The 22,818-nt window shown below is 36.9% G+C and carries 19 protein-coding genes; 7 read left to right on the plus strand and 12 right to left on the minus strand.

Going from position 1 to position 22,818, the window contains the following annotated elements; all coding sequences use genetic code 11:
• Window positions 1-204: 204 nt before the first annotated feature.
• The 7 genes from udk to C0430_RS12595 all read left to right on the plus strand — a co-directional run bounded on the left by udk (window position 205) and on the right by C0430_RS12595 (window position 7,881).
• Complete coding sequence (udk, locus tag C0430_RS12565; RefSeq protein ID WP_290870764.1) at window positions 205-813, plus strand: uridine kinase; 609 nt, start codon at window positions 205-207, stop codon at window positions 811-813.
• Between the two features lie 175 nt (window positions 814-988).
• Window positions 989-1,312, plus strand: coding sequence for a septum formation initiator family protein (locus C0430_RS12570; protein ID WP_290870766.1), 324 nt, complete (start codon window positions 989-991; stop codon window positions 1,310-1,312).
• Between the two features lie 59 nt (window positions 1,313-1,371).
• Window positions 1,372-2,784, plus strand: coding sequence for a methylmalonyl-CoA mutase subunit beta (locus C0430_RS12575; RefSeq protein ID WP_290870768.1), 1,413 nt, complete (start codon window positions 1,372-1,374; stop codon window positions 2,782-2,784).
• A 15-nt stretch (window positions 2,785-2,799) separates the two neighbouring features.
• Complete coding sequence (locus C0430_RS12580; RefSeq protein ID WP_290870770.1) at window positions 2,800-3,255, plus strand: hypothetical protein; 456 nt, start codon at window positions 2,800-2,802, stop codon at window positions 3,253-3,255.
• A complete protein-coding gene (scpA, locus tag C0430_RS12585) occupies window positions 3,255-5,384 on the plus strand; it encodes a methylmalonyl-CoA mutase (RefSeq protein ID WP_290870772.1) in 2,130 nt (709 codons plus the stop codon). Before C0430_RS12580 ends, scpA begins: the two co-directional genes overlap by 1 nt.
• Window positions 5,385-5,674: 290 nt before the next feature.
• Window positions 5,675-6,802 carry a methionine aminotransferase gene (locus C0430_RS12590; protein WP_290870774.1) on the plus strand — a complete coding sequence of 376 codons (1,128 nt, stop codon included), beginning with the start codon at window positions 5,675-5,677 and terminating at the stop codon, window positions 6,800-6,802.
• Window positions 6,803-6,999: 197 nt separating this feature from the next.
• A complete protein-coding gene (locus C0430_RS12595; protein WP_290870776.1) occupies window positions 7,000-7,881 on the plus strand; it encodes an SDR family oxidoreductase in 882 nt (293 codons plus the stop codon).
• Window positions 7,882-8,188: 307 nt separating this feature from the next.
• Here the strand turns inward: C0430_RS12595 and C0430_RS12600 are convergent, their stop codons facing one another.
• The 12 genes from C0430_RS12600 to C0430_RS12655 all read right to left on the minus strand — a co-directional run bounded on the left by C0430_RS12600 (window position 8,189) and on the right by C0430_RS12655 (window position 22,797).
• Window positions 8,189-9,517 (minus strand): O-antigen ligase family protein, encoded by a 1,329-nt coding sequence (locus tag C0430_RS12600; RefSeq protein ID WP_290870778.1) that lies wholly within the window; start codon window positions 9,515-9,517, stop codon window positions 8,189-8,191.
• 230 nt (window positions 9,518-9,747) lie between these two features.
• Window positions 9,748-10,764: a hypothetical protein gene (locus tag C0430_RS12605; RefSeq protein WP_290870780.1), complete on the minus strand. Its 1,017-nt coding sequence runs from the start codon at window positions 10,762-10,764 to the stop codon at window positions 9,748-9,750.
• Window positions 10,765-10,785: 21 nt separating this feature from the next.
• Window positions 10,786-11,883: a glycosyltransferase family 4 protein gene (locus C0430_RS12610; RefSeq protein ID WP_290870782.1), complete on the minus strand. Its 1,098-nt coding sequence runs from the start codon at window positions 11,881-11,883 to the stop codon at window positions 10,786-10,788.
• A gap of 8 nt (window positions 11,884-11,891) precedes the next feature.
• Window positions 11,892-12,731: a class I SAM-dependent methyltransferase gene (locus C0430_RS12615; RefSeq protein ID WP_290870784.1), complete on the minus strand. Its 840-nt coding sequence runs from the start codon at window positions 12,729-12,731 to the stop codon at window positions 11,892-11,894.
• 172 nt (window positions 12,732-12,903) lie between these two features.
• Window positions 12,904-14,844, minus strand: a complete 1,941-nt coding sequence (locus C0430_RS12620) for a hypothetical protein (RefSeq protein WP_290870785.1) — start codon at window positions 14,842-14,844, stop codon at window positions 12,904-12,906.
• Between the two features lie 133 nt (window positions 14,845-14,977).
• Window positions 14,978-16,195: a hypothetical protein gene (locus C0430_RS12625; protein ID WP_290870786.1), complete on the minus strand. Its 1,218-nt coding sequence runs from the start codon at window positions 16,193-16,195 to the stop codon at window positions 14,978-14,980.
• Window positions 16,185-17,315, minus strand: a complete 1,131-nt coding sequence (gene rffA / locus C0430_RS12630) for a dTDP-4-amino-4,6-dideoxygalactose transaminase (RefSeq protein WP_290870787.1) — start codon at window positions 17,313-17,315, stop codon at window positions 16,185-16,187. The genes C0430_RS12625 and rffA overlap by 11 nt, the downstream gene beginning before the upstream one ends.
• Entirely contained in the window at window positions 17,315-18,526 is a 1,212-nt protein-coding gene (locus C0430_RS12635) for an acyltransferase family protein (RefSeq protein ID WP_290870788.1), read from the minus strand. Before C0430_RS12635 ends, rffA begins: the two co-directional genes overlap by 1 nt.
• Before the next feature lie 7 nt (window positions 18,527-18,533).
• On the minus strand, window positions 18,534-19,328 hold the full coding sequence (locus C0430_RS12640; protein ID WP_290870790.1) for a DapH/DapD/GlmU-related protein: 795 nt from the start codon (window positions 19,326-19,328) through the stop codon (window positions 18,534-18,536).
• A complete protein-coding gene (locus C0430_RS12645; protein WP_290870792.1) occupies window positions 19,315-20,244 on the minus strand; it encodes a glycosyltransferase family 2 protein in 930 nt (309 codons plus the stop codon). The genes C0430_RS12640 and C0430_RS12645 overlap by 14 nt, the downstream gene beginning before the upstream one ends.
• Window positions 20,245-20,261: 17 nt before the next feature.
• Complete coding sequence (locus C0430_RS12650) at window positions 20,262-21,260, minus strand: glycosyltransferase family 2 protein (protein WP_290870794.1); 999 nt, start codon at window positions 21,258-21,260, stop codon at window positions 20,262-20,264.
• Window positions 21,250-22,797, minus strand: a complete 1,548-nt coding sequence (locus C0430_RS12655) for a glycosyltransferase family A protein (RefSeq protein WP_290870796.1) — start codon at window positions 22,795-22,797, stop codon at window positions 21,250-21,252. The genes C0430_RS12650 and C0430_RS12655 overlap by 11 nt, the downstream gene beginning before the upstream one ends.
• Between the last annotated feature and the right edge of the window lie 21 nt (window positions 22,798-22,818).

Raw genomic sequence — 22,818 nt, forward strand, 5'->3', positions numbered from 1 at the left:
GAACTATTTTTTGCTTCTGCAAAACTATTTCTGAATTAAGAAAAAAAATTGTTCGAATTAAAAAAAACTGGCGTGACAGAAAACTTTCTCCTCTGTTTATCATCAAAATTATATTAAAGTGCCGAAACATTTCGTCAAAAAACAAAATCCAAGCGCAATAAAATCCCTATTTTTGTTCCAATAATAACATAACATAACTATTTTATGCTGATAATTGGAATTGCAGGCGGAACAGGTTCAGGAAAAACTACCGTAGTTCATCAAATAATGAATGAATTACCCCATACAGAAGTAGGGATTATTGCCCAAGATTCCTACTATAAAGAATCCAAGAACGACAGTTATGAAGAGCGTTCAAAAACCAACTTTGATCATCCAAGAGCCATCGATTTTGAGCTATTGGTGGCACACCTCAAAGAATTGAAAGCTGGAAACACCATCAACCAGCCCGTATATTCGTTCGCCATCCACAACCGAACAGACGACACCATCGTGACACATCCTCGAAAAGTAATGATTGTAGAAGGCATTCTAATCCTTTCAAATCCTGAACTTCGTGAGCTGTTCGACATCAAAATATTTGTTCACGCCGACTCGGACGAACGATTGATAAGACGATTGAAGCGTGACATTGCAGAACGTGGACGCGACATGGAGGAAGTGCTGAACCGCTATCAAACCACGCTCAAACCAATGCACCAGCAATTTATCGAGTCCACAAAAGCCTTTGCCGACATCATCATCCCCAACGACAAATACAACACCGTGGCCATCGACGTGGTTCGTGCCGTAATAAACCAACGAATTCTATAATTTTTTTGTAATTTTATTGCAGCATTTTTTTAAAGAGCTATTTCCCGCCATACGTTGCAATCTTTCGTACCGAAAATCGGCACAAAAGGTTTTTCACTCCAAACGAAGTTCCCTGAACTCTGATGAAAGGAGAAACAAAGCGACCTAATCGGGGCTAAAAAACACAAGATTACAAATGACAAACGCATTCAAAGACAAACCTTGGTTCAAATTTTTAAGCAACAAATACGTTTGGGTTTTGTTGTTTTTTTCCACTTGGATGATTTTCTTGGATAACTATTCCTATTTTGACCATCGCATTTTAGACAACCAAATCGATGAACTCGAAGACAACAAAAATTACTATCAAGAAGAAATCAGGAAAGACCAAGAAAAAATCAAACAACTCAGAAATCCGGCGCAAATAGAAAAATACGCCCGAGAAAAATACTATATGAAAAAAGACAGCGAGGACATTTACATCATCGAGTTCGAAGGCGACACCGTTGAAAAAAAATAATTTCCAAAAAAAAGAAAAGGTAGTCAAACCAGTATTCAAACACAGACCTGAAAACAATTATGAAACCAGAAAAAAGTCAAGATACAACTCAAAACCACAACTCCCTTCCCTCCGGAAAGGATTGGGGATGGGCTCCCATTTCTTCCAAACAATGGAAACAACAAATCCAGTTCGAACTCAAAGGAGCAGATTACAACGAAACCTTGGTCTGGAATTCCCCTGAAGACATCCAGGTAAAACCATTTTACCACAAAGATGAATTTAAAGGAGTTGCCCAAATTAACACAAAAGCCAGCGAGTTTAGGATTTGCCAAAACATCTTTGTGCATGATCTCGAAAAGTCGATTCTTCGAGCTACGGACAGCATCAATCGTGGTGCCGAAAGCATCCGCTTTACCATTGAAGACGAAAATACCGATATTACAAAACTCTTGCAATCACTTCCGCTGGAAAAGCTGGAAATTTACTTTAAATTGACCTTTATTTCAATCGATTTCGTTAAAAAAATAGATGCGATTGCAAAAGAAAAGAATACCAAAATATACTGCAACCTGGATCCCATTGGCCAATTAGCCAAAGACGGAAACTGGTTTACAACCCAGGAAAAAAACAACTTCGAGACCTTAAATTTACTTTCCAAGGAAACGTCACATGTTTCATTATTCAGTATCGACGGCAGCATTTACCAAAATGCCGGTGCCAATATGGTACAACAAATAGCCTACAGCCTGGCACAAGCCAACGAATATTTCAACAAAATAACGACGTTTGGCAAACCGGTGGTTTTCGAAATGGCCGTGGGTACAAATTACTTTTTCGAAATAGCAAAACTCAGGGCGTTGCGACTGTTGTTCCATTTAATTGCAAAAGAATACCATCCCGATTTAGAGTGTCATTTGCTGGTTACGCCCACAAAGCGCAACAAAACACTCTACGATTACAACGTGAACATGTTGCGCACCACTACCGAATGCATGAGCGCCATTTTGGGCGGAGCAGATGCCATTGCCAATTTGCCCTACGATGCCTTGTACCACAAAGACAATGAATTTGGCGACAGAATTGCCCGAAACCAGTTGCTCATTCTCAAAAAAGAAAGCTATTTTGACAAAGTCAACAATCCGGCTGACGGAAGTTATTACATTGAAAACTTGACCAATCAATTAGCCGAAAAAGCATTGACTTTATTTAAAGACATCGAAGCCAATGGCGGTTTCCTTAAACAACTCAACGAAGGAATCATCAAAAGAAAAATTCAGGAAAGCGCGGACAAAGAACAAGAATTATTCGATGCCGGAAAAGAAATACTTCTGGGAACCAACAAATATCCCAACAAAAATGACCGGATGAAGGACGATTTAGAATTGTTTCCTTTCGTAAAAATAAAACCCAGAAAGACCTTGATTACGCCCATAATCGAAAAACGATTGGCCGAAAAACTGGAACAAGAAAGACTCAAAGCAGAAAAATAATTAAACGCATACACAATGAAAATTCTAATTCATGCCTTGTTTTTTTTGATTTCATTCACTGTCTTTTCACAACAAAAAGCAATTGAAATCACCAACATCAAAACTGGTGAAGTAAAATTTTTTGAAGAAAATAATCGTGTAAAAATAAGAACCTTGGATGAAAAAAAACGAATTGGCAATCTAAAAATAACGGATAGTCTTGGTTTTACCATCAACAACGAATACGTAAAAATAGACAGTTTAAAAAGCATAAAACACCAACCCAAAACCTTGGCCACAGTCAAAACAGTGGTACTGGCCACCGGACTGGCAACCGTGGGAGCTTCATTGATTGCCGCTTCAAGAGGAAATGACTCCGCTTTTTTACTGTTCACCATTGGTTCAGGCGTGACCATTGGAGCTGGACTTCTGGAAGGAATCAACGCCAACAATTCGAACAACAAATGGACTTTTAAAATTATTGAAAAGTGATGCGTAAAAACCTCCAACATATAAATCTTAAAGATTCCAACTTAAAATTGGAAACTGGCGAAGCCAACCCGTCACCTTCTTTTCTTACTGCAGAAGGCATCGAACTAAAGTCAACCTATTCCGAACAAGACATCGAAAGTCTCGAACATCTTGATTTTGGAGCGGGTTTTGCCCCCAATTTACGTGGTCCCTATACCACGATGTACGTGCGTCGCCCTTGGACAATAAGACAATACGCCGGATTTTCAACCGCAGAAGAAAGCAATGCTTTTTACCGAAGAAATCTTGCCGCAGGACAAAAAGGGCTTTCCATAGCCTTCGATTTGCCCACACACCGCGGTTACGATTCCGATCACGAACGCGTGGTGGGCGATGTAGGAAAAGCGGGAGTGGCCATAGATTCCGTCGAAGACATGAAGGTGTTGTTTGACCAAATTCCATTGGGAGAAATGTCGGTTTCCATGACCATGAACGGTGCGGTTTTACCCATTATGGCTTTCTACATCGTTGCTGCCGAAGAACAGGGCGTACCCCCCGAACAACTCTCCGGAACCATTCAAAACGACATCCTGAAAGAGTTTATGGTACGAAATACCTATATCTATCCACCAACACCTTCGATGAAAATCATTGCCGATATTTTTGAATTTACCAGCAAGAAAATGCCGAAATTCAATTCCATTTCCATTTCGGGTTACCACATGCAGGAAGCCGGTGCCACCGCCGACATCGAGTTGGCTTATACATTGGCCGATGGTTTGGAATACATTAGAACCGGACTGGCAACGGGAATGAAAATCGACGACTTCGCTCCTCGCCTTTCGTTTTTTTGGGCCATCGGGATGAATCATTTTATGGAGATTGCCAAAATGCGTGCGGGAAGAATGATATGGGCAAAACTGGTGCAACAATTCAATCCAAAAGACGACAAATCCTTGGCATTGCGAACCCATTGCCAAACATCGGGTTGGAGTTTGACCATGCAGGATCCCTTCAACAACGTGGCGCGAACAACCATCGAAGGTTTGGCGGCAGCTTTGGGAGGAACCCAATCCTTGCACACGAATGCCTTGGACGAAGCGATTGCCTTGCCCACTGATTTTTCGGCCAGAATTGCCAGAAACACCCAAATTTATTTGCAGGAAGAAACCAAGATTACCAAAACTGTCGATCCCTGGGCAGGCAGTTTTTACGTCGAAAGTTTGACCAATGAAATAGCGCAAAATGCCTGGAAACTCATCGAAGAAGTGGAACAACTCGGAGGAATGACCAAAGCCATAGAAACCGGAATCCCCAAATTGCGCATCGAAGAAGCCGCCGCCAGAAAACAAGCCCGAATTGACGGCAACCAAGATATTATTGTGGGTGTCAACAAATACCGATTGGAAAAAGAAGACCCCTTGCAAATCCTTGATGTCGACAACCAAATGGTACGCAAACAACAAATCGAACAATTAAAGCAAATCAAGGCAAGTCGAAATACAGAAAAAGTAGAAGACTCGCTTCAAAAACTAACCCTTTGTGCTCAAACCGGAGCTGGAAACCTGCTGGAATTGGCTGTTGATGCTGCCAGAAACAGAGCGACTCTCGGTGAAATCAGCAATGCTTTGGAAAGTGTTTTCGGAAGATACAAGGCACAAATTAAATCCTTTAGTGGCGTGTACAGCAAAGAAATAAAAGACGACAAAAGCTTCGAAAAAGCGAAACAACTGGCCGACGAATTTGCCAAAAAAGAAGGCCGTCGCCCTAGAATCATGATTGCCAAAATGGGACAAGACGGCCACGACCGTGGAGCCAAAGTAGTGGCCACTGGTTATGCCGATTTGGGTTTTGACGTGGACATAGGACCGCTCTTTCAAACCCCAGCCGAAGCTGCCAAACAAGCCGTGGAAAATGACGTGCACATCCTTGGCGTATCGTCCCTTGCGGCGGGACACAAAACATTGGTACCACAAGTCATTGCCGAACTCAAGAAATACGGACGAGAAGACATTATGGTCATCGTGGGAGGCGTGATTCCGGCCCAAGATTACCAATTCTTGTTTGATGCAGGTGCCCTAGCCGTTTTTGGTCCTGGAACCAAGATCAGCGAAGCGGCAATAAGCCTATTGGAGATATTGTTACAGTAATCCTAAACCTGGCAGGTTTTAAAAACAGGCCTGATTTACTCAAAAACAATGTGCAAGCCAACAAAACAAGGACATCCTTTTTAAAGAAAATGGCAACCAGAAACATTTTAAAATTATAGATTACCGCTCCCCACTCCTCAAAGTCTCCGACTTTGGGGAAGTGAAAAACGGTCTCCTGACCGTTGCAAATCATAAAATTTATTCCATAAATCTTTATGATGTCAAGAATCAAACTAAGAAAATTAGACCATCGTATTTTTTTCATATTTTCAAGACTCTAAACACTAAACATGTCCAAACTTCCCAATATTGGCACCAGTATTTTTACGGTGATGTCCAAAATGGCAACCGAATACAATGCCATCAATCTTTCACAAGGTTTTCCCAACTTTTCCATAGACCAAAGACTGTCCGGCATAATGGCCAGACTCGCAACAGAAAACGTTCACCAATACCTTCCGATGTCGGGTTATCCCCCTTTGCTGATGCAAACCGCCCGGCTTGTCGAAAAATCCTATCATAGAATCGTTCAACCCGAAACGGAGTTGCTCATCACTGCCGGGGCAACCCAAGCCCTTTTTACCGCCATCCAAGCCCTGGTCAAAGCCAATGACGAAGTGATCATTCTAGACCCGAGTTATGATAGCTATATAGCGCCTGTTTTGTTGTGCAATGCCAAACCCGTTCGCGTCAATTTGAATGACGATTTCACGCCAAATTGGGAAAGCATCGGTACTGCTTTTTCTTCCAAAACCAAGATGATCATCATCAACAATCCCCACAACCCAACGGGGAAAATATGGACTGAATCGGATTTTATGGCATTGGAAAAACTTTTGGAGCATTATCCAGAAGTGCTTGTTTTATCGGATGAAGTTTATGAATTCATCACTTTTGAACAGCAACACATATCCGTACATTCACGTCCAAAACTGCACCATCGCAGCGTGGTGGTTTCCTCTTTTGGGAAATCATTTCACATCACGGGCTGGAAAGTGGGCTATTTGGTCGCTCCCGAACCTTTGATGACCGAAATCAAAAAAGTACACCAGTTCTTGGTCTTCTGCGTCAACAGCATTTGCCAAGTCGCCATCAGCGCGTACTTGGATTTGGTTTCATTGAAAGAATTGGGCGTATTCTATCAAGAAAAAAGGGACTATTTCAGGCAATTGCTCCAAAACAGCCGTTTCCAATTACTGCCTAGCGAAGGAACCTATTTCCAGGTCGCTTCCTATGCTTCCATTTCCGATGAAGATGACCTGACTTTTTGCAAACGTTTGATTACCGATCACGGTGTGGCAGCGATTCCCGTTTCCAGCTTTTATGCCGATGGGAAAGACTTGAAACTGGTTCGGTTTTGCTTTGCCAAAGACAACGCCACATTGGAAGAAGCGGCCAAGAGATTGTGTGCGGTCTAACATAATTCAATGTTTGCAAATAGAAATACCCACTAACTTTGTCATTTATGAAAAAAAAGAAATGAAAAAAAATAAATAGTCAAATTACTATTTACTTCTTGGCCCGTTTCCATGCATATAAAAAACACTTTCGTTTTTACTATGCGTGCCTACCAATTCTTTTTTCCTTATATTTACATCACTAAAAAAACAAGACTATGGATTTCTCGGCAAAAATGCTTCGTGATGACGCCCTAAAAGGCAAAGTAATTGTGGTAACGGGTGGTGGAAGCGGACTAGGCAAAGCAATGACCCGCTATTTTATGGAGCTGGGTGCGCAAGTGGCCATCAGTTCGCGTGATTTGGAAAAACTGCAAAACACGGCCAAAGAACTGGAAACCGAAACGGGCGGAACTTGTCTGGCTGTACAATGCGACGTGCGTCATTACGACCAAGTGGAAGCGATGCTGCAGGAAGTCTTGAAAATCTACGGAAAAGTGGATGTACTACTGAACAATGCCGCGGGCAACTTCATTGCACCCACCGAAAGGCTGTCGGCCAATGCTTTTGACACCGTGATAGACATCGTGTTGAAGGGTTCCAAGAACTGCACCCTGGCTTTTGGGAAACATTGGATTGCAACCAAACAAACGACTTCGACCGTCTTGAATATCGTGACTACTTATGCCTTCACGGGTTCGGCTTATGTGGTGCCGAGTGCTGCCGCAAAAGCAGGTGTTTTGGCCATGACCCGAAGCCTGGCGGTAGAATGGGCCAAATACGGCATTCGCACCAATGCGATAGCTCCGGGACCCTTCCCCACTAAAGGCGCTTGGGATCGATTGCTGCCCGGCGACTTGGCAGAAAAATTCAACATGGCCAAAAAAGTTCCTTTGGGAAGAGTGGGAAACCATCAAGAATTGGCCAATCTGGCGGCTTATTTAGTCTCTGATTTTTCGGCTTACCTCAATGGGGAAGTCATCGTCATTGACGGGGGCGAATGGCTGAAGGGTGCGGGCGAATTCAATATTCTGGAAGCTATTCCGGAAGAACTTTGGGATCAGTTGGAAATGATGATTAAAGCGAAGAGAAGAAGTTAGCAGTGGTCAGTGGCAATATGCAGTAGCGAAAGTATTTGAAAATCACTAAAAATAAGTTGGAGAACCTCGCTGGATTGGCGGTTTTTTTCTGGCAAAATGTACTTGTAATCCATACACTATCCATACTCTATCCATACACTATCTATACACTATCCATACACTATGACGCGTCCTAAAATAACTATACAGGTTATTAAATAAATCCTGCTTTAGCTATACAAATATAATTATTAATCCTAAATACTGAACACTGAATACTGAACACTGAACACTGACTACTGAACACTGAACACTGAACACTGACCAACTACTCCCTCTTCTCAAAATAAACATTAAGCAACGACAAGGAATACACAAAGGCCGGTGCGGCGGTTCGCATTGCGGCATGATTGATGGTAAAAAACCAGAACGCCAAAAAACACAGGAGGAACATGTTGAATTTGTTTTCCAAATACAAAATTAAAGGGGTAAAAAACAGGATAAGCAACCCCACAATACCCAAGGTGCCGTGCTCGGCCATCATACGCGTAATTTCGTCATGGGATAAAGTTCCGTCTCCGGTTTCTTCAAAACGGACCTCTGCCCCTTTACCTACACCCACTCCAAATATTGGATTATTCAAAAAAGTATTGATTTCATTTTGTGCCACATCTTCCCTTCCCGTAAAAGAGGATTCCTTTTTCCTGCCTGCGGCATCCTGGTTAGCATACCGCTTATCGATGAGTCCACCCGTCTGAAAAGAAGTATAGGTCCAGGTGGCGACCATAGCCAGAGCGATAAACACCATGACATAGTTGAGCTTGACCCTGCCCACATAATTCGATTTGGCATAGAGAAAGAACAGCAATAACAGAATCATCAGAAACCCCGTAATCATCCCTCCCCGAGAGAAGGTGACCATCCCCCGATAGCTCATATTAATAGCAATCAGCAGGTTGAGTCCCAACATAAATTTGGTTTTAGACTCCAGAATGGTTCTGGAGAAAAAGATAAACATCCCCAGCCCAAAAACAGTCGCCACCTGATTGGGGCCAAATCCTCCAGAAGTTTCAAAATTGGATTGGGTAGAAGTAATCACGTCCCGAATATTAGGAGTGTAAAAAGTCAGGTACATCATACAAGCCACAATTGGCAGTCCCATCGCGAGAATAACGGTATTCATCTCATATAACGGAATTTTTCTTCTGTAAGTATAGATAGAGGCCACGCCCAAACAGACCGGTCCCGAAATATTAAAGGCGATGGCATTTTTCAAGTTGGTGTCAAAATTGAGCACAAAGGTGGTCAATACCACACCGGGCACCAAGAGCAGCAGAAAAACCCAATAGGGAGTGGCACTTTTGGAAAATCCACTATAGTACATCCCCATAAAAATAAAAACCATCACCCCGTATTTCGAAATTTCATAAAGGGGATTGCCTCCCGTCATCCTCAGGAAAACTTCACTTCCCACCACATAAGCCGCAGCAACCAAAGCTTCATTATGCTTGTTTTGAGTCTTAATAACATAAAAGAAGCCACCAATGAAAATAACATAGCCATATATTTTGGCCACAAAAGGAAATAAATACACCAAAAATCCCAGCAGTGCGTGGAAAATGATTATTTGGAAATAGGTGATGTCTTCTTTTTTCATTTACAGCTATTTAATTATTATAAGGTTCCTAAGGAATTAGAATAAAACAATGTCCCATTTTTTACCATATAAGGCATATAAGTACATTTAAGATTTAGCACATATGCCTTATGTAGTAATTTGTTTTTAAATGTCACTATCTTTTCCCCTGCGACTTAGTTCTTTTTCTAAAATACAATTCTAGTTTGATTGTTTGAAATCCATTCCCAATGCATTGAGCAGCCTCTATTTCATAACGCCATTCCATTTTGCAGCAACCAATTTTTAAAATCCAAGTAATTCCATTTCAGTGGCCCCCAAACATTAAGGCTTTTTGAATCGCTGTTCAATCGATTCCCGTCATAGACATAATAATAGTGATTCGCGTCCAACCGCTGCATGTCCAATTGATGCATTCCCGCATTGAATTCTTTTATATTTTTGTTGGCCGATAAAAATAATGGTTTTTCCCTTTTAATAGTATAAGAATCGTCTTTAAATGAAAAACGATAGAGCGACAGTCCATAGCCATAGCCTTTGGTAAAATTTTGAACCGGCAAAATCAATCCTTTTTTGTCTGCCAAAAACCGTCCTCCAGCCCTAGACTCTGTACCGATTAAGGCAATGGGTTGTTTGTGTAATTTCCATTTTCCAAAAAGAGAATCTGCTTCATATACATACATATTTTTGGCATAATCGCTAGCCACCATGATATTTAGCGAATCCGACAAATAAATGGAAGGATCCACGAGTTGGACATTGGCAACCAAAGTGTCACAAATCTTCCAATCATAAGGGAATCGATGCGCTTTATATAGCAAAACCGCATTGGCTCGCTTGGATTCCGGCACCATATAAAAATCGTTTTTGTATTTAAAAACCTGGGGATAGGACAAATGAAATTTTTGTGCTAAAACAGTTCCTCGATACTGATAGTTTTTGCCGTCAACTGAAGTCAACAAACCAATATCAGCATTGGATTTGGTTTTTTTATGTTCAAAAAAAAGATAAAAAGTATCCTTTTCTTTCACGAAAAAAGGATCTGCCAGAAAAACCGTACTGTCGTTTTGTGCTTTCAGGGTTTCGATGGAATAAATAGCCTTCGAATCAATTTCTATCTTATCCGGATAGTTAAAAGAGGCCCCGTAGCCTATAGACCAATTTCCACTGTCTTGCCTGAAAAAAGGGGTCCTGTAATTTATTATTGCCAATAATGCAAGAACAAATAAGAGAAGCCCCAATAGGTATTTCGTTTTATTCAACTTCATAGAAAAGTAACTTAGTTCTTCTTAATCTATTATTTTTGAAAAACTATCACAATAGTTTTTCATGGTAAACGTGGCAATAAAAGTGGATCTAGCATTAATACCCATTTGTTCCTGAAGATTAAAATTACGTTCTACTTTATCAAACAATGCCATCATGGCATCTCTATTGGAATCAAATTTAAAACATTCTTTCCCCTCAGTCAAATAATCCGATAATCCAGTTGTATTAGAAATCAACAAAGGAGTTTGATTCATCATAGCTTCCAAACCAACTGTAGGTAAATTATCAAACTTAGATGGGATGATTACAAAATGACTTTCGTTTAAATACCCATCAATTTTATCATACGGCAATCCACCCCAATAGTGCAAGGCAGCATTGTTATCTGCCAATTTCTCAATTTTACTTTGCTGACTGCCCGTTCCGGCTATATTTAGAATTATTTTAGAGTCTTTACATTTCTTTTTATACGCTCCAAAAGCAAAGATAAGTTCTAACACTCCTTTTGAAGGATCTAATCTACCCAAATAAGATATTGTAATAGAATTTATGGGAGGGGCCGTTTTAGCATAAAACCTGTCTTCCATCGGATTTAACAACACCACTCCTTTTTTGAAACCATAAAACAATTTTAAATCATTTTTTGCCAATTCAGATGGGCAAATTACCGAATCGCAAAACAACTTGTAAAAGATTTGTTTCCTGATAAAAAAAAACCTTTGTTTCAGGGTGAGTTCCTTTAAATCTTCCAAAATTTGAGTTCTCAAAGTATGGTAATATTCTATTGTTTTTACTTTTCCAAAAGACAAAATTTTGGAGATGCTAATTGTTATATTGCTCCCCACGAAGTGACCAATAACAACTGCTGGTTTGTATTTCAAATATATTTTCGTAAACCACAAAAAATCTTTTAAGGAGGTGGGTCTTTTTTTAGTTGGCCAAGAACAAACTACAATTTCTCCTTTCCCCTTTTTTATAATTTGCTTTTCCAAAAAATAGGGCCGATGGGATATAAACACAACTCTATTGCCTAAGTCTGCCAAATGATGGGCCAAATTATAACTCATCGCAGCAAAGGAAGACTCACTGTAATTATGGGCGATTATTATTGTTTTCATCTTTTACCCTATCCCTTTTTAGTTGCTTCAAAGTAAAGAGTTGTCCCCCAATAACTATTAAAAACCGCTTTCAAAACATTGATGTAAAATGTTAAAGAATTAATTTGAAGATACGGCATTTTTTTAACTTTTACTCTACAATCTTTAAATTGATGGAATTCAAAAATATTTTTTATGCTTTCCGATGTAAAAAAATTTAAATGTATTGGTGGTTGATCTTGAAATATTTGATCTTTCTCTCTTTTTGGGTAATTATATATTTTATCATAATTGGGAGTCGAAAGTATAATTTTACCATTCACATTCAATTTTTTATAAGCAAATTCAAGAAATGAACCCAGATCCTGAAGATGCTCAACAACTTCCCACATCATAATTACGTCAAAAAGAGACTCCATTTTTTCCATTTCTTTGAAATCACCGAGTATCGTGTTTAATTTTAAAAGTTGCGATTTTTCAAACGCCTCTTTGTCTAGTTCAATACCCGTATATTCAATTAAACTGTCTTTTGAACGAATGTATGCCCCTACTAATCCTATGCCGCTTCCAATTTCCAAAACCGACTTACATTTTGAATTTAATATGTTTTTTTTAATTAAACGGGATCTATTCCAACCAACTTTAATGGTTTCATTATTTATAATCTTATCGAACTCGTCTTTAGAATGTCTTTGGTATTGACTACTCTCCGTATTATATAATTCATCATAGACTTTTATGAATTCTTCTTGTTGGAAAATCGTCAAACAGAAAATAAATTTACAATTGGAACATTTACCCAAATTGTATTTTTTATTTATTAATTCAACTACTCCACTACAAATCTTACATTCATTATAATGTCCCATTTTAGATTATATTTTTTTGAATAAATTTTTTGGCTTTTATTTTGGCTTATTCAAAAACAAACTCAACCAACCGATAGTTCTTCACCCATTGCTTCTGTAAAGGCTTCATTTTTTTGTTTGTGTTCAAGTATTAGTAAATCGAAATAATTTCAAAATATTGTTAAGTTATATCTTATTTAATCTGTTTTTTTCTGTCCAAAATATAAAAATAAATTTTAGAATTTCTATCTTTTATAGTGATAACTACATCCGATTGAATAAAATCAGGCAAACTGTCTTTGCTTTTTTTAGAAATGCAAAAACTAAATGGATAAGCATCATAAAAATCTCTCCTTGTAAGCTTCTTATTGGTTTTTGACAATCGATTCGAATTATGAAGCCAAATATTAAGGGCATTCCCTTGGATAAACACATTCCTTTTTTGATTAGATTGATCCAATAATTCCATTTTTAATGAATCGGCTTCAATATTGAAAACCGTATAATTTCTTCCAAATAATTTGAGGAATGCAGCATCATGTTGTGGGTAATCCTCTTTGCTATGGTTTTGTAAATCGGCACCATAATAGACCAGCCCAAAAGGATACTCTAATTTTGACAACTGATTTTTCGCCTCTTTAATAAATCCCTTATCATAATACTTTATTCTTGTCGTGGAATGAAAAAAATTATTCCCACCAATCAATTCTTGGGCACCCAAAACGGAAATAATTATCAACAGTGATAATTTTATCTTGCCCAAAAGTATATTTACGGAGGTTTGCATAAATAAATAGAGCATCAACGACAATACAAAAGGACCAAAAACATTCGTGGCAAATTGATAAGCATCTCCAATCTTATTAAACTTCACATAAACCAAAATGGAACTAAAATAGCACAATACTAAAAACACAAACAACGATTTACGCAATGCTGTAGGCAATGATTTTGTATTCCATAATAAAACCGAAACCAACAAAAAACTGAGCCAATAATAGGCTATAAACAGCAAAGTTGTTTTTTTTAAAATTTGGATGATAAAATCAATTACACTAATAGTATTCGAAACTGCCAAATTGGAATTCCCTATGTATAATTGTTCTTTTTGTTGATTAAAATAATAAAAAAAAACAAAAGCGATGGTCAGTATTATAAAAAAGCCAATAAGGGTTTTATAATTGTTTAAACTCTTCTTAAACTCATTTTTTTCTTGAAAAAGGCAAAATAAAATTATAGAGAAAACTACTAAAAACAGAGCTATGGTGGATTGAACCAAAAAAGGAATCAGTAGTAGCAAATAGATGGCTTCCTCTTTCTTCCCTTTCTCAAATTTTAAAAAAAATTGAAAGTAAATTGAAAAAATGATAGCCAATTTGGTATAGGCCAAAATCCCAACTGGGTCATATCCACCTGAATGATTGGGATAAATTAAATCACTCAAATCACGATACCATTGCCCTGAAAAAGCAAATAACAGTAAAACCGACAAAACCAGCGAACCCAACAACTTGAATTTTTGTCTCAACAACTCAAACAGACTTAAAGAGCATATAAAAATAATGATGGTACTATAAAACAGTTCCCAAATATAGATAGTATCGATTTTTGTCAAATCCAGGCCCAAGGAAACTAGCCAAAAATCATTGGTCCGATACGGTTGGGCAAAATTTAAATAAGGAAACAAAGCATTTTTCAAACCTATTGCATTTTCATTACCACTTAAATGATACCCTTCGGCAATTTTCATGTAAAACCCATTGTCGACAAACAACAAATTGGGAGCATTGTACTCAAAATTCCAAAACCAACTTGCCTTCAACACAAAAATCATCGTCCATAGCGAGCTTATTATACCTATATTTTTTAAATATGCAATACAGGATATTTGATTTTGATTTTCTTCCTTGCGTATATAAATCAAATAGCCAAAAACCCAAATTAGCACAAAAACACCAATACTATTTCCGCCTCCTTTCACTACTGCATAACTGGCAATAAGCAGCAAATACCCTAATAACAAGCTTAAAAAAAGGTTAGCCTTTCGAAAACGAAAAAGGACTAAACCCAAAAAATAGGACAACAACAAAGTGGTCAATCCTAAAAAATATAGAGTCAATATATCTGGAATCATTTAGCTTATTTTAATTAAATCCTTTTTAGCTCTAAAAAAACACAGGTAATTCAAAAGAGTATTTATCGAAATTTTACTGTTTACTAACAAAGGCTTGCGAGGAGTTTAAAGTGATTTGAAATTTATACTAATTTTATATTTTGTTTAAAATTCTAAAAATACCATAAAGAGACAAAAAGCACAAAACAATAGCATTGGCAAGAATGTAATGTTTTGAAATTTTATTTTGATCCTCTATTTCGGAATAATACACAATGGTCATCACAAAAACAGCCGACAGCCACCTCAATTCAACATAAGAAATGATGATAAATGAAAAAATCATAAGCATGCTCAACGTGGCAAAAGGTACAAAGTAATTTAATTTCAGTTTTTTATCCATTTTAATTCCTTTAAACCAATACAATAAAATAATGAAGAGCATTAATCCTAAGGATCTCAAACTATACGTTATTGAATAGGCAAAATCCTTAAAAAATTCTTTAATGGTTAACTGATAATTATAAGTTAAGCCATTCAAAATACCATCCGGCAAAGACTCTCTACCATTGGTTTTTAAATACTGCTGTGTCGCTTCCCAACTAGGATGTTGACGATTTGCCAATTCACCATTATTGACCATTAGTTGCGCTAAATACTGTCGTTGTGACCAAGATACCCCCAAACCTTCAGGTGGAGATTTTCTGTCATAGGAAAGACTTCCGTTATTTTGAAGGGATGGAATATTCAACAGCAAGAGCACAACGAATATCCCCAATGGAAAAACGGTTCGTTTAGTAAAACGACAACCCGATTGATATAGAATATAACATCCAATCAAGACAATTGGCAAATAAACCAAGAAAAGTTCCCTCGTAAAAAAAGCGATGATTAATGCCGATAAAGCCAAATTAAAGTGAACTTCTTTATCGTTCGCAACACAATGCACTTCATTAAAAAATATAATTAAAGAAACAAAAAATAAGCAATCATTGGTACCATAATAAAAATAGCCTACGGTACTCATAAAAAAGAAAAGATAAAAATAAATTGATGTTAACTTTATTTTTTTTACATAATAAAAATAGACCAACAACAATACAACCAACAGTATATTTACGATTCTCAAGGCCACAAAATCCTCCATTAGCAAGGATAAGGGATATGCCAATATCATATAAGGGATAGAAACATTTTTAGCAATGGCCTCATACCAGCCCACATTATGTATCAATTGCAAGTCTGAAAGAAACAAAAATTCATCACCCCCGGTTGGCAAACCCATAAAATAAAAAATAGCTACAAACAAATAGGCTATGGCGCTATACTGGAATAAAACAATTGCTTTTTGGGTAAATATTTCAATCCTCATAAATAAGATTATTTACAACATTCATAACATCCAACTCATAATACAGAGGCAATCGCAACAAACAATCTGAATACCTGTCGGATTGAAGCAATGGCTGTTCTTGGTGTGTTTGGTTATAGAAAGGACTACTGTGCAAACTGATATAATGAAAAACTGCCAAGATGTCCTTGCTTTTCAATTTTTCGATGATATTTGTTCTTTGTTCCAAATTCTTGCAAACCAAATAAAACATATGCCCATTGTTAGTGGCATACGAAGGCAGTATTGGCAATAGGATTCCGTTCTCGGCAGCCCAAGTGTGCAATTTCGCATTATAGTGTTCCCAATGGGATTTTCGCACTTTTTGAATATCCTCCAGATTTTCTAATTGTGCCCAAAGAAATGCCGCAATAATTTCAGAAGGGAGAAAACTCGATCCCACATCCACCCAACCGTATTTATCGACTTCACCCCTGAAAAAAGCCGAACGGTTCGTTCCTTTTTCCCAGATGATTTCGGCTCTTTCGGCAAATTGGTTGTCATTGATAACCAACATTCCACCTTCGCCCGAAATAATGTTTTTGGTTTCGTGAAACGAAAAAGCAGACAAATGGCCTATGGAACCTAATGGCCTTCGAACACCATCTTTGCCGGTATAAAAACTATCAATGGCTTGGGCGGCATCTTCTATGACATAGAGATTGTACTTATTTGCCAAGTCCATAATTTTATCCATATCGCAGGCTACACCAGCATAATGTACAGGAACAATAGCTTTGGTTTTAGGAGTAATTAGGGCTTCAATAGCCTCTTCATCAATACCAGGATGGTCTTCCCGACTGTCGGCAAAAACGATTTTGGCACCTCGAAGGACAAAAGCATTGGCTGTGGAAACAAAAGTGTAAGAAGGCATTATGACCTCATCGCCGGCTTGGATATTGACCAATATGGCGGCCATTTCCAGTGCATCGGTACAGGAAGTGGTCAACAAACATTTAGGAAAACCGTATTTGTTTTCGAAAAAACGATGGCACAAATTGGTATAATAGCCATTGCCCGAAATTTTGCCTTTTTTGACGGCATCTTCAATATAGACTAATTCTTTACCTGTGAGATAGGGTTTGTTGAAGGGGATTTTCATTAAACTTTAAATTTTAAATCTTTAAATTTAATGAATTTTGATTCAAAAAATTCATAAGATAAAATGCTAAATAATATTGTGAATATATACACCATAAAATATAATAAAAGATTAAAAACTATTTCATCCCCATATTCTCCTGTAAAATATTTATTCGCTAAAGGATACACCAAAAATATTGCAAATACATGGTACATATATATTCCGTAAGAAATCTTTCCTAAATATGACATTACATTATTTTTATAAACAAATTTATTAGAATTATTAATCGTAAATAAAATCAATAATAAAAACAGTAGCGCTAATATAAAATGATTGATTTTATTTTCTAGCATAGGAAAAATGGAAAGTAAAAGGATCAATGTTATCAATATGAAATAACCAAATACCGATTTAGTTAAATTTTCAACTTTGGTCTTATTATAAAAATAAATGTAACCACCTACAACTCCTATTAATAACATTTGAAAATTAAAATAACCTAAAACCCTAAAAAAATAAGCGATTTTAGAATTAAAATCAAAGCTGGCATTTAAATTAAAAGTCAAACAAAAGAACACTATTGATATTAATAAAACCAATGAGAAAAATACTTTTTTTCTAAAAATTGTGATTGCCAAGGGCATAATAAGATAAAACTGCTCTTCCAGACCAATAGACCAAGATTGAGAAGCACCAACAACAACATTTGCAAATTGAGGCAAAAACAACAAATAACGAGAAACTGTATTAAAATTATAATTTTCAGAATTATTAATAGCCACTTGAAGTCCCTGATTAAATTCAAAAATTGGCACTTTTGACAGTAATGGAATTACTGTAAAACTTAGTAGCATTACAAAATAATACAAGGGCCAAATTCTATAAATTCTTCTAAGATAAAACTTGCTTATATTTATGTGACCGTTATTATTGTTTTTTTCTTGAAAAAGCAAAAAAGAAATCAAAAAACCACTTAACACAAAAAACAAATCAACACTTGCTTTTCCGAGATTATGAATGAGAAACTGAAGATTTCTGTTTTGAAAACCTAAGCCATTCATTCCTTTAATTTGCTCGATGTGATGAATAACAACTCCAAGAGCTGCAAATGCTCTTAATTCATTTAATCCTCCAAAAAATATTTTGCTTGTTTTTTTTTGAACAACGTCTTCGATATAGACTAATTCTTTGCCCGTGAGATAGGGTTTGTTGAAGGGCATTTTCATAAAACTATTAAGTAATTGGTATGAATTTACCTCTTGCTGGAAGTAAAAACTTCATAAAACTAATCTCATCTGAACTTCCTCTTTTAGAATAAGTTCTATCAGAAACATTAAAATAGGTAATATCTTCAGAACCAAAATCTATTTCAGAATTATCGGTTACAATCTTTATTGATTTAGAATTACTATCCCATTCCTTAAGATAAAGATTCATTTTAGCAAGTTTATCTTGAATACTTACTTCATTAAATTGAAATCCAATTTTGTCTGAAAGTGATTTGGCTGGTGATCCTGCATAAATTTCATTGAACTTCATGTCTTTTGTAACAACCGATCCAACCATTGCCATCGATTTATCCTCAACGATTATTGGAGAAACGATACAATGCCCAACAAACCATACATCGTTACCAACAATTAAAGGTTTTTGTGTTAAAAATCGGCATCCTTCAAGAGTATCTCCGTATTTAATATGACTCCAAAGTTGAGAGTGAGCTCCAATTCCACAATTATTTCCAATTGTTGTCCCTCCTATGGAATCAATAATTGAAAATTGACCAATCCATGCATTATGTCCTATATGACAAGGCAAATAACCATGTATATTGGTGTTATGTTGAATTTTTGAATAATCACCCAAAGAAAAATCGTCGCAAATAATTTGCACATTTTCACCAATATAGCAATTATCACCGATTATAATTTTTTTTGCTTTACCATTAATTCCCCTAATTTTTACAGAGGGTTCTATAATTGTATTTTTTCCTATGTAAATTTCTTCTGCATGAATATTATTGCTTGTCATTATTAACTACTTTATCAATTATAAATGAATTTCTACCTTTCGATTGGTCAAAAATTTTTCCAATATATATACCGACTATTCCAGTGATTGTAATTATTACACCCGATAAAAACCAAATAGACACCATTAATGAACTGTATCCAAGAACAGATATTTCTCCTTTATAATATTTAAAAATTGTTATCAATCCCACAACAAATGATATTATAGACATAATCATTCCAAATTTTACAAAAAGTTTTAAAGGTTTATTGGAAAAAGAAATAATAGTATTAAATGCTAAACTTATTAATCTTGCATAAGTATAGGCAGATTTTCCAGAACTTCTTTCAGCGTGTTCCACTTCAACAGATGTAGTTCTGTAACCAACCCAATTGACAAACAAAGGAAATGATTTAATATAATCCTCCATTTTTAGAACTTCAACAACTACTTTCCTATTATAAATTCCAAAATTTGCCACTTCATTATCATATTCGGTGTCGGTAAAATACCCATATACCTTTGAAAAAAACAAAGAAGTCATTTTTTTCAAAAATCCGTCTTGCCTGTTTTTCCGTTTTGCCAATACAATGTCATATCCCTCCAAAGCCTTGGCATACAATTTTTCGATTTCTTCGGGTTGGTCTTGCAAATCACAGTCCATCACCACCATCCATTCGCCTTTTGCCTGTGACAATCCAGCCATAATTGCGGGATGTTGTCCAAAATTTCGGCTTAGCTTTATGCCTTTAATCTTTGGTTTATTCTGGGTAAGGGATTCGATTACACTCCAAGAATGATCTGGCCCTCCATCTTCCACCAAAATAATCTCATAATCCGTTGTGATTTTTTCGACTGTATTTTCGATTCTTTCCACCAATAGCGGAATGATTTTTTCGGCCTTATACACTGGAGACACAATGGATAGCATCATTTTATCTACTATTAAATTTATCTTATTTTCGGTTTGTCAATCCATAAACTCCACCAACCCATAGTTCTACCCAAGGCTTCGGTAAAAGCTCCCTTTTTATTGTTTGTGGTAAATGTATTGGAAAATCGGATTAATGTCAAGAGAATCGTAATGGAATGCCATTTTATTTTGGCATTGAGTGAAGGCTTTGGATTTTTGACTCTCCACACATACCAACCGTTTCGCACCACCATTTTACCGTATTTATATTGATTGGGTCTGCCCGAGGGATGGTGAAAATGACTCAACTGCGCTTTGGTATTGATAACATTTTTACCAAATTGTAAGGCTCTGATGCTAAAATCGGCATCTTCATACAAACCATAGCCTTCAAAGTAGGGAGAAAATCGAATGGAATCGAATACTTTTTTGCGAAAAGCAAACGACATCCCTATCAATAAATCTACCTCATAGGTTTTGCCGTTCAAAGGAAAACCACAAGTTTTGCCGTGTGAATAGTCAGGCATTCTTCCTGGTGCCAAATTAGATTGCAATCCCAAATAATTGCGAACCACATTGCGTTGTCCTTCCTTATAAACAAATCCTTCCCATTGAAAATAATGGCGAGAATCGTATTTTTTATTCGGCTCGGCCAAAGTCCAACTGTTTTCATTTATGGCCACGCCTCCTACACTAGAAACACCTTGATGCTCTTCGAAGGTTTTGATTATTTCTTCAAAATAATCCTGTTCTAAAACCGTATCATCGTCTAGGAAACAAACGACTTCCATTTCTGTTCCTATTCGTTCTATTCCATAATTTCGTTGTTTGGTCAAGCCACGATACTCAGGCGGAACAGCAAAATAATGCAAATTTTGAAATCGATTTTCATTTAGAATAATTTCTGTTTCCCGATTCGTAGAACCATCAATGATGAGAATTTCATCGGGATACAACTTTTGCTCCTGAACCGATTGCAATAATTGCAAAACCGATAGCGGACGCATATAGGTACAGATAATGAGACTAAATTTCATTTTGTTGCTTTAATTTATTGGCCCAAAATACACTTTTATCCCATTGCTTTTGAAAATAAAAATAGTATCGAATAGGGTTTTTAATCCTCTGATGCCTGTAATACTTAAAAAACAAAATCGTTTTGTAACCCTTAATTTGCTCGTTGGAATTGTGCAAAAGATTGTACAACATAACCGTTGGCGAAGGTTTGGGTTGAATGCTGTCATTATGCCATCGCAATACAGGTTTTGTCCTAAAACCGCCAACAGGAGCTTTCAAATGCAAGATTTCAGGTTCCGGCAAATACAAAATATCATAACCTTGATTTCGCAACTGCATTCCAAAATCACCGTCTTCGCCGTAACCAAATTCAAAGGCTCTATTAAACTTCACATTAGCCAATATATCTCTTCGGACAAAACTGTTGCCTGCTCCAAAAGTAGGCCATTGAATTACTTGAGTGTATTTCTTAATTTCCCTTTTTTGAGGATAGGAAGTCGTTACCACCAAATTTCCATATTGCTTGATCTTGCCAAAAATATCCGATACTAAAGTAGCTTCAAAACGATTGTCGTCATCCGCCAAGAACACCCATTCACTTTGAGTTTCCTTCAAAGCCAAGTTACGGGCATTGCAAGCACCGGCTTGGTGGGTGAAAATATGCTGAATTTCAAACGGCCACTTTTCATTGGTCAAATAATCCAATTGGGTTGTGCTTCCCTCCTCTGGATTTTGCTCCACAATAATTATTTTTTTTGGCAAATGGGTTTGTTTCGAGAAATCTTTCAAGACGTCATACAAATAAATCTTTCGTCCAATAGTTGGAATAATGACATCTACCGTGGCTTTATCGATTACTTTCTTGGAGGATTGCACTTTTATTCCGTCCAAATTGATATTCCGCTTTGTTCTATTTTTGTAAAAAAGAGAAAAAAGAAAGGGGACGATTGGCAATTTTCGTTCGTATAAAAATAAATTGAACAACAACAAGAATACCCAACGGGTTCTGTAATGCTGTTTTACAAATCGAAACAAGGTGTATTGGCTTGCTTGGACTGGAATCCTTTTAGCACGATTCTTTAAAAGTTGTGGTTCGGAATAGCAGCATAATCCTTTGGGCATCGCTACTTTTGCCAGAGAGCACAAAAAATAATCAAAGTTTTTATCTAAAGGAATTTTCCCATTCAATGTCAAGAGAACTTCGGCATGAACGCAACCCACAACACTACTCATTTGCCAAGTTGGAAATGAAACCGCTTTATTCATTTTAATAAAAAGTGAGGCATCTACATAACCGATAGCCGAACCAAATAATGAATTCTCGGATGGGTTATAGGAAAGCACCAATTTCTTGTGATGCATTAATTTTTCAATCGCCGAGACATTGAGTTCTTCTTTGCCACTTTGATGACACCAAACGAGGATTTCGGCTGGATATTTTTGGGCTAAATCAACAAGAACCAAGGCTATTGATTTACCAATACCTTTTTCTATACCAAAACCCTTGGCATTAGCCAATTCAACTATAGTATCACCATTATGATATAGAATTATCATAGTTATATTTTTTTACCAAGT

The sequence above is a fragment of the Flavobacterium sp. genome (assembly GCF_013823965.1).
Lineage (GTDB): Bacteria > Bacteroidota > Bacteroidia > Flavobacteriales > Flavobacteriaceae > Flavobacterium.